Genomic DNA, 12293 nt, shown 5'->3' on the forward strand with positions numbered 1-12293 from the left:
GACGGCCTTCCGGACCGTCCGGGGGTTGCTGTTTCCACTCATGCGCTCAGGCTAACGGATCGGCGGCTCCCGCCAGGGGATTCCCGGCCGGGCACGCTTGCCCGCCGCGGTGGTGCGCGGCTAGCCTCGCACCACCGGCCCGGCAGGGTCGGCGCGTCCGGGGCCACCCGGGCCGAGCGTCGGACGAGGAGCGGACACGACGATGACCGACCCCCGCGGTCCCGCCGAGGCCAAGACCCGGTTGCGCCGGCAGCTCGTGGCGGCCCGCGCGCGGCGCTCCCGGGCCGCCCGCGAGCACGCCGCCGTGGCCTTCGACCGGCACCTGACCGAGCTGCTGGCCGACCGCCCGCACCTTGACGTCGCCGCGTACCTGCCGCTGGCCACAGAGCCGCCCCTCGAGCCCGCTCTCGTCACGGCTCACCACCGCGGCCACCGGATCTGGGTGCCCGTGTGCGAGCCCGGGCGCCGGCTCTCGTGGGCGCGGTGGACGCCGGACACCCCCGAGCGGTCCGGCGGCGCGGGCGGACTGCGCGAGCCCGTGGGCGCCCGCCACGGCGCGGAGGTGATGCACGCGGTGGGTCTGCTGCTGGTGCCCGCGCTCGCCGTGGCGCCCGGCGGCGCGCGGCTGGGCTTCGGCGGCGGCTACTACGACCGCTTCCTCGCCACGCTGCCGCGCACGGCGCACCCGGAGCTGCGCACCGTGGTGTGCGTCTTCGCCGACGAGGTCCTCCCGGCCGGGTCCGTGCCGGTCGAGGAGCTCGACGCCCCCGTGCCGCTGGCCCTCACGGAGAACGGGACCGTGCGGCTGGAGGGGCCCCCCGGTCCGGCGCGGGGAACACGGTAGAATCGGCAGTCGACCCCTTCGAGTGCCAACGAGCGCGCTCGTCGACCCTTCCCAGGAGGACCCATGCCCGTCTACGCCTACGCCTGCAAGGACTGCGGCCACGCGTTCGACATCCGCCAGTCGTTCAGCGAGGACGCCCTGACCGTCTGCCCGGAGTGCGACGGGGGCCTGCGCAAGAAGTTCAACACGGTGGGCGTGGTGTTCAAGGGCTCCGGCTTCTACCGCAACGACTCGCGCTCCGGCGGCGCGGACTCGGGCGCCTCCACGTCCTCCACGTCCTCCGCGTCCTCCACCGCCGAGCCGGCGGCGCCGGCGAAGACGGCGACCCCGGCGACCGCCGGCGCGGGCGCGTCCTCCTCGTCCGCCTCCGCGACCGCGGGCGGGTCCTCCGACTGAGCCGGTCCCCGGACGCCGCCCCGGCGTCCGCACTGCACGGGAGGCACCTCCCGGGCGGCGCTGCCCGCCCCTCCCCAGGCGGCCCCGGAACGGCGGGGTCCCGGGCACCCGGCCCGTAGCGTGCCCGGCATGAGCCGCCGCCCCCGGACCGTCCGACGCCGCTACCCGCTGTCCCTGCACCTGCGCTCGGCACTGTCCCGGCGCCGCCGGCTGGTGGCCGCGCTGCTCCTCGGGCTCGCGGCGGCCCTGGTGGTCCTGCGGCTCGGCCCGCCCCAGACCAGGACGGTGCCGGTGGTCACCGCCGCCGAGGCGCTGCCCGCGGGCACGGTGGTCACCCCGGAGCGGCTCGCGGTGGCCGCCTATCCCCACGGGCTGGCGCCGGAGGGTGCCGTGGCCGACCCCGCGGAGCTGTCCGGGCGCGTCCTGGCGGGCGCCGCGGGCCCCGGGCAGCCGCTGACGGAGACCGCGCTCGTGGGCCCGGGACTGCTGACGGGACAGGACGGGGGCGTCACGGCGGTGACGCTGCGCATCGACGACCCCGGTGTGCTGCGGCACGTGCGCGCGGGCGACCACGTGGACGTCGTCCACCTGCCCGACGGCGCCGCGCCGGGCGGGCGTCAGGTCCTGGGCAGGGGCCTGCCCGTGCTGTGGGTCTCCTCCGCGGACCCCGGTGGGGACGGCGGTCTGCTCGCCGGGCCCGGCACCTCCGAGGAGGAGGGACTGCTGGTGGTGGGGGCCCCGCACGAGGGCGCCGCGCAGCTCGCGGGCGCGGGCGGCACCGGGCGCACCACCGTGGTCCTCGTCCCGGCGCCGGTCAGTCCCAGTGCGGAGGCCGCTGGGCCCTGAGCCAGTCCTCGTGGGCCCGATCGGAGGCCTCGTCCGCCCGGTCCGCGTCCGCCGCGGACGCCCGCCCGTCCAGGCCGGGCAGGCGCGGCTCCGCCCCGGTGGACGTGCCGTCGGTGAACGTGCCCCCGGTGGCACGCCTCGGCCCGCGCCGGCGGGGGCGCGGGGCGGCGGGCACGTCCCGCCGGGGGGCGCGGTCCGGCTCGGCGGGCCCGGGGTCCCCGCCGGACGCCGGGCCCGGCTCAGCCGGCACGGTCACCCCGCTGCGGGGCGGCGGGCAGGCCGAGATAGCGCCGGATCAGCTCGGCGACGGTGTCCGGGTCGGTGAAGACCTCGATGGTCCACAACGTGAGGTAGTTCCAGCCGGTGCGCTCGAGCTGCTGGGGCCGCAGCCGCGAGCGCTCCCGCACGGACAGGGCGGCGTTCTCCGGCGAGCCGTCGGACTGCCCGGCCACGGGGATCCGCAGCGGCCGGCCCTCGGCACGGGTGCGGCCCGGGACCACGGCCCCCGCGGACAGCGACTCCGTGCCGGCCCAGGCGACCAGGTCGAGGACGCCCGCGTAGTCCAGCCGCACCGAGGCACCGCGCTCCACCAGCCGGCGGGCGAGGTCGACCACCAGGGCGTCGTCGTGGGTGTCCCGGGCCTCCTCCTCCCCCGGCGGCAGGCCGCCGAGGTGCGCGGCGAGCACACGGGCGAAGTCCCGCGCGCCGTGCTGGAGGCCCTTGCCCTCCATCTCCCCCGGGTGCAGGGAGGTCACGATGCGGGTGCTGTGGCGGGCCCGGGTCATGCCGAGCACGAAGTGCTGGCGGCCGTGCCGCTCCGACAGCGCCCCGAGGTACGGCACGGTGCGCCCGTTGGCCGTCTTGCCGAAGCCCAGCGAGAAGATGACGGTGTCCCGCACGATGCCCGCCGCCCGGTGCAGGTCGACCACCCGGAAGGACTCGGGGCCCGGGGCGAAGAAGGCCGCGGCGGCGGGCTCCTCGCGCATCCGCTGCCGGACGGCCTGCGCGATCCGCGCGGCGTGCACCGCGCTGGCCGTGACCACGGCCAGGGACCGGCGCGGGTGGCGCGCGGCGTGCTCGAAGACGAGCTCCACGACGCGCCGCACCTCGGCGGCGGGCGCCTGGATGCCCTCGATCCCGGCGGTCAGGGCGCCCACGCCGTCCGGGACGTACTCGACGTCGAGGACGGGGGTGGCCCCGGTGACGGATTCGCCGTGCGGGAGCCTGCTCAGGCGCCCGCCGTAGAACTGCTCGTTGAGGTGGCGGAAGACCTGCTCGTCCATGGACCGGTACACGGTCCGCAGCGTCCGCTCCGGCACCACGCGGGAGAGGGCGTCGAAGGCGCTGTCCACCTCGACCACCGGCTGGGCGCCCGGGGCGGGGACCGCGGTGGGCGCCACCGTGAACGGCTGCGGGCGGCCCAGGTGCGGGTCCCCGAACGCGATGACCTGCCGGCACCGGGTCAGCGCCGGCAGCACCGCCGCGAGCGGGGAGCTCTCGGCGTCCAGCACCACCACGGCGTCGAAGTCGTGGTCCTCGGGCAGCGCCGCGGAGAGCACCAGGGGGCTGGCCGTCCAGACGGGCACCAGCGAGCCGATCAGCTCGCCCGCCGAGGCGCTGACCTCCTCGAGCGGGGCGGCCCCGGCCCGGAGCATGCGGCGCAGGGCGGCCGCCGCGCGCGGGGAGCGCCGGACGGTGCGCTGCCAGCGGTCGGCGAGCTCCCAGAGGAGCCGGCCGGCCCCGGAGGCCACGTGCGCCGCGTCGGCGCGGCGGAACACGGACTCCACCTTGCGCAGGGTGTGCCCCTCCGGCATCGCCAGGAAGTCGTCGCCGGTGATCATGGCCTCGAGCGTGGACTGCCACCACGCGAGGTCGAACTCCCCGGAGACCTCCGCGCGGGGCACGGTGCGCCGGACGAGGTCGTCCACGAGCTCGCCGAGGCCCTGGCCGCGCAGCTCGTCGAGCAGGACGGTGCGCTCGGGCAGCACGGCGAGGTTCTCCTCGTCGTTGATGAGCCCGTCCAGGGTCTCGCGCAGCCGGTCGATCGGCAGCCCCAGGAGGTCGGCGCCGGTGGACGAGCCCTCGAGGGCGATGGCCAGGCCCTCGAGGTCCTCCACGAAGCGGGCCTGCACGGCCGCGAGCTCCTCGACCCGCTCGGAGACGACCGGGTGCGTGGACGAGGTGGCCCACTCCCGCCACCGCTCCCGCTCCGACTGCACGCGCAGCAGGGCGGCGTGCAGATCCGAGAGGTGCACCCCGTGCCGGATGTACTCCTTCGCGGCCTTGCGCAGCCGTGAGCGCTGCAGCCCGGTCATCTCGATTCCGTGCTCCCGCCGCCAGCCCGACCCGGCGGTCGCGGCGACCAGGTCCGTCACGGGCCGGTCGTAGATGTCGGGCGTGAAGCGGGTCAGGGAATCCTGGACCTCCTGCAGCAGCCGCAGCTGCCGGCCCCACTCGGGCACGGTCGTGCCGCCGCGCAGCCCGCTGGTGGCCAGGACGTGCCGCATCCCGGTCTCGAGGGTGGTGAGCTCCAGGAGCAGGGACTGGGCCAGCCGGTGCGCCTGCCGGGCCTCGTCCTCGTTGACCAGGCGCGCCCCGGTCCAGGGCCCGGCCAGGGTCCCGGCGTCGAAGGCCCCGAGCTCGGCGGCGCGCTCGAGCCGGGCGACGGCGTCGCCGCGCTCCGTGACCGCGTCGAGCACGGAGCGCGGGAACCGCACGGCCGTGGCGGGCGCCGGCCGGCGGGAGGTCAGCTCGGCGAGCGCCTGCACGGCCCGGTACGGGGAGACGGACCACCGGGGCCGCACGGTGTGCAGGGACCGCAGGTGCTCGGCGAGCTGGTCCCGGCTGGTGCGCAGCGTCTCGTGCAGCTCGGCGAGGTCCGGGCGCTCGGCGCGCTCGTTGCGGGCCACCGCCCGGACGAGCTGCTGGGCCACGTCGGCGTCGCTGAGCTGGGAGGACAGCGGCAGGACGGCGGTGCCCAGGCCCAGCCCGTCCATCCGCCGCCCGAACGCGGCGAGCGTGGTGCGCCGCTCGCCCAGGACCAGGACGGTCCGGCCGGCGGCCACGAGGGTGCCCACCGTGTTGACGGCGGTGTCGAGCTGCCCGGTGCCGGGGGCCGCGGTCACCACGAAGGAGTGGCCCTGGGCGGCGAGGTCGAGGACCTCCTGCTGGGGGCCGTCGGCGTCGAGCAGGAGGAGCTCGTCGGCGGGGTCGCGCTGGTCCAGCGGGGGCGCGTCGTCCGTGATCTCCTCGACCTGGGGGATCCGTCCGACCGCGGAGTCCTTGAGCCGGGCGAGGTCCCGGACCACCGCGGTGCGGGCCACGACCGACAGGTCGGCGGGCCGGTCGTGCAGATCGGCGAACGTGGAGACGAGCAGCTTGTGCTCGACGTGCATCCCGGGCACCGCCCCGGCGAGGGTGCGCAGGGTCTCGAGGGCGGGGGCCGGGTCGAGCCGGCGGGTGCCGTAGGCGAGGCGGGCGAGCTCGCCGGAGGTCAGGTCCACGCCGTGGTCCGCGGCCAGCCGGCGGACCATGGCGGGGTTGAGCCGGGCGGGGCCGACGAGCTGGAGCTCGAAGTCGTCGAGGTCCGGGCGCGGCTTCAGGGCGAGGGGCGCGAGCAGGACGGGGGCGATCCAGCGGCGCTGTCCGGCGCCGGTCGGGTCGGAGCCCCGGGGCCGGGCGAGCCAGGAGGCGGTGCCGGCGGCGAGGTACGCGGCGTCCAGCCCGTGGTTGACCGACAGCTCGTGGGTCTTGGTGCGCAGGGACCGGGCCGCGCGCACGGCGTGCCCGTAGGCCTCGGGGTCGTGCACGATCGTGGACAGGCGGGTGGGGCGGCCCATGAGCAGCTGGGCCTGCCCCGAGGAGTTCGCCTCGGTGAGGTCGATGCAGACGTTGTCGACCTGGTTGAAGTCCAGCAGCGTGTCCGGGCCGGTGTAGGCGTCCATCTGGCGGGTCCAGGGCTGCAGCGAGACGCGCGGGGGCTGCGCCCGGGAGGTGTCCGACTCCTGGGGGGTGCGGTCGGCTCCGATCGACATGGTTCTCCTCCTGCGCCTCGGCCCGGGGGCCGGGCACCGCTCACGCACGGGTCGAGCGGTCCGTGCGGACCGCTCGACCCCGGCTGCTCGTGTACCGCCCGTGCGGGGCGGGCCCTGGGCCCGCCCCCGGGCCTACTCCCACTCGATGGTGCCCGGGGGCTTGGACGTGACGTCCAGGACCACCCGGTTGACCTCTTCGACCTCGTTGGTGATGCGGTTGGAGACGCGGGCCAGCAGGTCGTAGGGCAGGCGCGACCAGTCGGCGGTCATCGCGTCCTCGCTGGACACGGGACGCAGCACGATGGGGTGCCCGTACGTGCGGCCGTCGCCCTGCACGCCCACCGAGCGCACGTCCGCCAGGAGCACGACCGGCATCTGCCACACCTCGTCGTCGAGCCCGGCGCGGGTCAGCTCCTCGCGGGCGATGGCGTCGGCGCGGCGCAGGACCGCGAGGTTGGCCTCCGTGATCTCCCCGATGATGCGGATGCCCAGCCCGGGGCCGGGGAACGGCTGGCGGCCCACGATCTCGTGGGGCAGGCCGAGCTCGCGCCCCACGGCGCGGACCTCGTCCTTGAACAGCGTGCGCAGCGGCTCCACGAGCTCGAACTGCAGGTCCTCGGGCAGCCCGCCCACGTTGTGGTGGCTCTTGATGTTGGCGGTGCCCTCCCCGCCGCCGGACTCCACCACGTCGGGGTAGAGGGTGCCCTGGACGAGGAAGCGCACGGGCTCGCCCTCCCGGGCGGCGGTCTTGGCGACCTCCTCCGCGGCGGCCTCGAAGGAGCGGATGAACTCCCGGCCGATGATCTTGCGCTTCTGCTCGGGGTCGGTGACGCCGGCGAGCGCGGTGAGGAAGCGCTCCTTCTCCTCGGCCACGTAGAGGTTGACGCCGGTCGCGGCCACGAAGTCCTGCTCGACCTGCTCGGCCTCGCCCTCGCGCAGCAGCCCGTGGTCCACGAACACGCAGGTGAGCTGGTCGCCCACGGCCCGCTGGACCAGGGCGGCGGCCACGGCGGAGTCCACGCCGCCGGAGAGACCGCAGATCACGGACGCGGAGCCGACCTGCGCGCGGATCCGCTGGACGTGCTCCTCGATGATGTTGCCGGTCGACCAGGTGGGCTCGACCCGGGCGCCGTCGAAGAGGAAGTGCTCGAGCACCTGCTGCCCGTGCACGGAGTGCTTGACCTCCGGGTGCCACTGCACGCCGTAGAGCCGGCGGGCGTCGTCGGCGAACGCGGCCACCGGGGTGGTCTCCGTGGAGGCGAGCACCTCGAAGCCGGCGGGGGCCTCGACGACCGAGTCGCCGTGGCTCATCCACACGGTCTGGGTGCCCGGGGAGCCCTCCAGGATGGAGGCCGTGGGACCGCCGACGGCGGTGGCGGTGGTGGCCCCGTACTCGCGGGCGCCGGTGTGCGCGACGGTCCCGCCGAGGGCCTGCGCCATGGCCTGGAAGCCGTAGCAGATGCCCAGGACGGGCACCCCGGCCTCGAAGAGCGCCGCGTCCTGCTGCGGTGCGTCCTCGGCGTAGACGGAGGAGGGGCCGCCCGAGAGGATGATCGCCGCCGGGTTCTTGGCGAGGATCTGCTCGGTCGACCAGGTGTGGGGGACGATCTCGGAATAGACACTGGCCTCGCGGACCCGGCGGGCGATCAGCTGCGCGTACTGCGCGCCGTAGTCGACCACCAGGACCGGGCGCTGCTCCAGATCGGTGCGGGTCTCAGCTGTTTCGGTCACGCCCTCCATCCTAGGCCAGGCGCGGGGAGGGCTCAGTACCGCTTCGCGGCCTTCGGGTTGGCGCGCAGCTCGGCGGTGGTGGAGGCGTGGATCTTGCGCTCCACCACGAAGGACAGGAACGGCACCACGCCGCCCAGGGCCATCACCACGAGCTGCGGGAAGGGCCAGCGCATGAGCGTCCAGATCCGGAAGCAGGAGATGAGGTAGACCACGTAGAACCAGCCGTGCACGATGAGGATCCACGTGGAGATGTTGACCCCGCCCGCGAGGTTCTCGAGCTCGAGGTCCTGCCAGCCGAGGGCCACGGTCTCCCCCGTGGCCCGGTCGGTGCCGCCCGCGACGAGGTCGTAGCCCAGTCCGTAGCGGGTAATCATCTCGGCCACGAGCAGCAGCAGGAAGGTCCCGGAGATCCATGCACAGACCATGTAGAAGCCCAGGGCCCCGCGGATCTGGGCCTCGGTGCCCCCGAAGCGGCGGCGCGGCTGCAGGGCGGCCGCCCGGCGCGGGACGCGGCCCGGGGACGCCGCCTCCGCGGGGCGGGCGTCCGGCGGGAGGGAGACCCGCACCCCGTCGGTGCGGTCCTTCGGGGCGGGGGTCGGCTGCGTGGGTTCAGTCATGGTGGGCTCCGGTCCTGTCCTGGGTCCTGTCGTGGGTGCTGGGCTCGCCGGCCCGGGCGCCGGGCTGGTCGTCGAACCAGTAGTACTCCCCCGCCTCGGGGTCGTAGTAGTAGTAGCGCCCGGCCGCCTCGTCGTAGTAGTACTCGCCCTCGAAGTAGAAGTACTCCTCGGGGTTCTGCTCGCGCTGCCACTCGTCGCGCACGAACCGCCACCAGATGTAGAGGGCGAACCCGGCGAAGACCACCCACTCGACCGCGTAGAAGAGGTTGAGCAGGTTCACGGACTCGTCCGTGGGCTGCTGGTCGATGTCGAGCCGGGACAGCCCCGGGCCGAGCAGCGCGGCGTCCGGGGCGAGGGTCCCGTCCCCGGCGAGCTGGAACGGCGCGGACGCGGGGTTCTCGGCGAAGGCGGCCAGGTACCCGGACCACAGCGGGGCGTCCCAGCGGTTGGTGAGCTGCGCCGGGGACACCGTGCCCACCTGCCCCGCGGGCAGGTCCGCGCCGGGCACCGGGCCCTCGGCGGGCAGGTACCGGCCGACGACGTCGACGGCGCCCGCCGGCTCCTCCGGCACGGCGGCGGGGTCGGCGGTCCAGCCGCGGGCCACCGCGAGGGTGAGCTCCCCGCCGGCGTCCGGCCACAGCTGCCCGGTGTCCGGGACGTCGAGGGCGGTGACGGCCCACCAGCCCTCCGTCCCGTCCTGCAGCCGGCCCGGGACCAGGACGGTGGACCCGTCCCGGTAGTCGCCGGTGACGGTGACGAGCTGGTCGGCCTGCGCGGCGGTCACGGGGGCGCCGGCCTCAGCGGCCTCGGTGAGCGGGACGGCCACGTCCTTCGCGGGGTCTGCGACCGTGCGGGACTGCTCGCTGGACTCCAGCTGCCACTGGCTCAGCAGCACGAAGCCCACGGCCAGCCCGAGGCTCACGATCAGGGCGAGGATCGAGCGGGGGCGCAGGGCGGTCGTGAGCACCCGTCAAGGCTAGTGCGCCTTCCTGGGCGTTCGCCAGTTGCGGCGGGGGCCCGTGCCGGGCCGGCGGGGCGCGGCACTGGCCCCCGCGGGGCGGTCGCGGGTCAGCCGCGGATGACCACCTCGGCGCGCTGGAACTCCTTGAGCTCCAGGTACCCGGTGGTGGCCATCGAGCGGCGCAGCGCGCCCACGAGGTTGGAGGTGCCGTCCACGTGGCGGGACGGCCCGAAGAGCACCTCCTCCAGCGGGCCCACGGTGCCCACGCGGGTGCGGAGCCCGCGCGGCAGCTGCCCGTGGTGGGCCTCCGCGCCCCAGTGCCAGCCCTGCCCGGGCGCCTCCTCCGTGCGGGCCAGCGCGGTGCCGAGCATCACGGCGTCCGCGCCCATGGCGAGCGCCTTCACGATGTCCCCGGAGACCCCCACGCCGCCGTCGGCGATGACGTGGACGTAGCGCCCGCCGGACTCGTCGAGGTAGTCCCGGCGGGCGGCCGCGACGTCGGAGATCGCCGTGGCCATGGCCGCGTGGATCCCCAGGGTGTTCTGGATGCGCATGGACGCGCCGCCACCGAAGCCCACGAGCACGCCGGCCGCGCCCGTGCGCATGAGGTGCAGCGCCGGCGTGTAGCCCGCGGCGCCGCCCACGATGACCGGGACGTCGAGGTCGTAGATGAACTTCTTGAGGTCCAGCGGCTCCTGGTTGCGGGAGACGTGCTCCGCGGAGACCGTGGTCCCGCGGATCACGAAGACGTCCACGCCGGCGTCCAGGACGGTGCGGTAGTGCTCCACCGTGCGCTGCGGCGTCAGGGACCCGGCGACGATGACGCCCGCCTCGCGGATCTGCGCCAGCCGGGCCGTGATCAGCTCCGGCTGGACGGGCGCCTCGTAGAGCTCCTGCATCCGGCGCGTGGACGCCGGGGCGTCCTCGCCGGAGAGCGCCGCGATCTCGTCGAGCACCGGCTGCGGGTCCTCGTAGCGGGTCCACAGCCCCTCGAGGTCCAGCACGCCCAGTCCCCCGGCGCGGCCGAGGGCGATGGCCGTCTCCGGGGACGTCGCCGAGTCCATCGGGGCGCCCAGGAACGGGATGGAGAACCGGTAGGCGTCGATCTGCCAGTCCGTGGACACGTCCCGGGGGTCGCGGGTGCGGCGGGAGGGGACGAGGGCGATCTCGTCCAGGGAGAAGGTGCGGCGGGCGCGTTTGGAGCGGCCGATCTCGATGTCGTAGCTCATGGTGTCCTTTCCGAACGGTGCTGCGGACGGTCGCTCAGCGCTGGTAGTTGGGGGCCTCGACGGTCATCGTGATGTCGTGCGGGTGGGACTCCTTGAGCCCGGCCGGCGTGATCCGCACGAACCGGCCCTCGTGCTTGAGCTCCTCGACGGTGTGGGCGCCCACGTAGAACATCGTCTGGCGCAGGCCGCCGTCGAGCTGGTGGACCACGGCCGAGAGCGGGCCGCGGTACGGGACCTGGCCCTCGATGCCCTCGGGGATGAGCTTCTCGTCACTGGCGACGTCGGCCTGGAAGTAGCGGTCCTTGGAGTAGGAGGTGTTCTTGCCGCGGGACTGCATGGCCCCCAGCGACCCCATCCCCCGGTAGGTCTTGAACTGCTTGCCGTTGACGAAGATCAGCTCGCCCGGGGACTCGTCGCAGCCCGCGAGCAGGGACCCGACCATCACGGAGTCCGCGCCGGCCACGAGCGCCTTGCCGATGTCGCCGGAGTACTGGAGGCCGCCGTCGGCGATCAGGGGCACGCCCGCCGGGATCGCCGCCTTCGCCGCCTCGTTGACGGCGGTGATCTGGGGGACGCCCACGCCGGCGATGATGCGGGTGGTGCAGATCGAGCCGGGGCCCACGCCCACCTTCACGGCGTCCGCGCCGGCGTCCACGATGGCCTGCGCGCCGTGGCGGGTGGCCGCCTGCCCGCCGATGACATCCACGTGCGCGGTGGCGGTCTCCGCCTTGAGCCGGGCGATCATGTCCAGCACGCCCTGGGAGTGCCCGTTGGCGGTGTCGATGAACAGGGCGTCCACGCCGGCCTCGACGAGGGTCATGGCCCGCTCGAAGCCGTCGCCGAAGAAGCCGACGGCGGCGCCGACGCGCAGCCGGCCCTCGTCGTCCTTGGTGGCGTGGGGGTACTGCTCGGCCTTGGTGAAGTCCTTGATCGTGATCAGGCCGGTGAGCCGGCCGGCGTCGTCGACGAGCGGCAGCTTCTCGATCTTGTTGGTCGCCAGGAGCCGGTGCGCGTCGTCCTTCGCCATCCCGACCTTGCCGGTGATCAGCGGCATGGGCGTCATGATCTCGTGCACCCGGCGCCGCGGGAACTCGCTCTCCGGCAGGTACCGGGTGTCGCGGTTGGTGATGATCCCCAGCAGCTTCTGCTCGGCGTCCACGACGGGCAGCCCGGAGACCCGGTAGTAGCCGCAGAGCCGGTCCAGCTCCTCGAGGGTCGCCGCCGGGGAGATGGTGACGGGGTCGGTGATCATCCCGGACTCGCTGCGCTTCACCCGGTCCACGTGCTCGGCCTGGTCCTGGATCGAGAGGTTGCGGTGGATCACGCCGATGCCGCCCTGGCGGGCCATCGCGATCGCCATCGAGGACTCGGTGACGGTGTCCATGGCGGCGGACAGCAGCGGCACCTCCAGGTCGATTCGCCGGGACAGGCGGGTGCGCGTCGACGCCTCGGACGGGATGACGTCCGTGTTGCCGGGCAGCAGCAGCACGTCGTCGTAGGTCAGCCCGGTGAACCCGAACGGGTCCTCGGACAGGGCGGTGGGGACGGCGGTATCCGACACGGTGGGGCCTTTCAGCTTCGAGGGAGTCGCGATCATTCTACGGGCCGGGTCCCGGCCGGCGGACGGCTGTGGCC

Annotated in this window: 10 protein-coding genes; 3 read left to right on the forward strand and 7 right to left on the reverse strand. The window is 75.0% G+C overall.

The annotated features are described in order from the left end of the window. The first annotated feature begins 202 nt into the window (after positions 1-202). The 3 genes from E7Z53_RS10870 (at position 203) to E7Z53_RS10880 (ending at position 2086) form a co-directional block, all read left to right on the forward strand. The gene (locus tag E7Z53_RS10870) at positions 203-844 is read left to right on the forward strand and encodes a 5-formyltetrahydrofolate cyclo-ligase (protein ID WP_109243779.1); all 642 of its coding nucleotides are present in this window, start codon (positions 203-205) and stop codon (positions 842-844) included. 63 nt (positions 845-907) lie between these two features. Beyond that, entirely contained in the window at positions 908-1240 is a 333-nt protein-coding gene (locus E7Z53_RS10875; protein WP_017833359.1) for an FmdB family zinc ribbon protein, read from the forward strand. 129 nt (positions 1241-1369) lie between these two features. Beyond that, positions 1370-2086, forward strand: coding sequence for an SAF domain-containing protein (locus tag E7Z53_RS10880; RefSeq protein WP_109243782.1), 717 nt, complete (start codon positions 1370-1372; stop codon positions 2084-2086). Here the strand turns inward: E7Z53_RS10880 and E7Z53_RS10885 are convergent. The 7 genes from E7Z53_RS10885 to guaB all read right to left on the reverse strand — a co-directional run bounded on the left by E7Z53_RS10885 (position 2055) and on the right by guaB (position 12255). Continuing rightward, on the reverse strand, positions 2055-2336 hold the full coding sequence (locus tag E7Z53_RS10885) for a hypothetical protein (protein ID WP_109243778.1): 282 nt from the start codon (positions 2334-2336) through the stop codon (positions 2055-2057). The genes E7Z53_RS10880 and E7Z53_RS10885 overlap by 32 nt on opposite strands. Continuing rightward, positions 2326-6120 (reverse strand): hypothetical protein, encoded by a 3795-nt coding sequence (locus tag E7Z53_RS10890; RefSeq protein WP_176337758.1) that lies wholly within the window; start codon positions 6118-6120, stop codon positions 2326-2328. The genes E7Z53_RS10885 and E7Z53_RS10890 overlap by 11 nt, the downstream gene beginning before the upstream one ends. Before the next feature lie 132 nt (positions 6121-6252). Beyond that, complete coding sequence (gene guaA / locus E7Z53_RS10895; RefSeq protein ID WP_176337759.1) at positions 6253-7860, reverse strand: glutamine-hydrolyzing GMP synthase; 1608 nt, start codon at positions 7858-7860, stop codon at positions 6253-6255. A gap of 23 nt (positions 7861-7883) precedes the next feature. Next, positions 7884-8468 (reverse strand): DUF3817 domain-containing protein, encoded by a 585-nt coding sequence (locus E7Z53_RS10900; protein WP_017833355.1) that lies wholly within the window; start codon positions 8466-8468, stop codon positions 7884-7886. Then, complete coding sequence (locus E7Z53_RS10905) at positions 8461-9435, reverse strand: SURF1 family protein (protein WP_017833354.1); 975 nt, start codon at positions 9433-9435, stop codon at positions 8461-8463. Before E7Z53_RS10905 ends, E7Z53_RS10900 begins: the two co-directional genes overlap by 8 nt. Positions 9436-9536: 101 nt before the next feature. Next, entirely contained in the window at positions 9537-10658 is a 1122-nt protein-coding gene (locus E7Z53_RS10910) for a GuaB3 family IMP dehydrogenase-related protein (RefSeq protein ID WP_017833353.1), read from the reverse strand. A gap of 34 nt (positions 10659-10692) precedes the next feature. Continuing rightward, positions 10693-12255, reverse strand: a complete 1563-nt coding sequence (guaB, locus tag E7Z53_RS10915) for an IMP dehydrogenase (RefSeq protein ID WP_176337760.1) — start codon at positions 12253-12255, stop codon at positions 10693-10695. Between the last annotated feature and the right edge of the window lie 38 nt (positions 12256-12293).

Source organism: Kocuria salina (assembly GCF_013368965.1).
Lineage (GTDB): Bacteria > Actinomycetota > Actinomycetes > Actinomycetales > Micrococcaceae > Kocuria > Kocuria rosea.

Excerpts from the sequence above, each read along its gene's own strand:
- E7Z53_RS10875 (WP_017833359.1), top strand. The coding sequence starts at position 908 with ATGCCCGTCTACGCCTACGCCTGCAAGGACTGCGGCCACGCGTTCGAC.
- guaB (WP_176337760.1), bottom strand. The coding sequence starts at position 12,255 with ATGATCGCGACTCCCTCGAAGCTGAAAGGCCCCACCGTGTCGGATACC.
- E7Z53_RS10880 (WP_109243782.1), top strand. The coding sequence starts at position 1,370 with ATGAGCCGCCGCCCCCGGACCGTCCGACGCCGCTACCCGCTGTCCCTG.
- E7Z53_RS10910 (WP_017833353.1), bottom strand. The coding sequence starts at position 10,658 with ATGAGCTACGACATCGAGATCGGCCGCTCCAAACGCGCCCGCCGCACC.
- E7Z53_RS10870 (WP_109243779.1), top strand. The coding sequence starts at position 203 with ATGACCGACCCCCGCGGTCCCGCCGAGGCCAAGACCCGGTTGCGCCGG.
- E7Z53_RS10890 (WP_176337758.1), bottom strand. The coding sequence starts at position 6,120 with ATGTCGATCGGAGCCGACCGCACCCCCCAGGAGTCGGACACCTCCCGG.
- guaA (WP_176337759.1), bottom strand. The coding sequence starts at position 7,860 with ATGGAGGGCGTGACCGAAACAGCTGAGACCCGCACCGATCTGGAGCAG.
- E7Z53_RS10900 (WP_017833355.1), bottom strand. The coding sequence starts at position 8,468 with ATGACTGAACCCACGCAGCCGACCCCCGCCCCGAAGGACCGCACCGAC.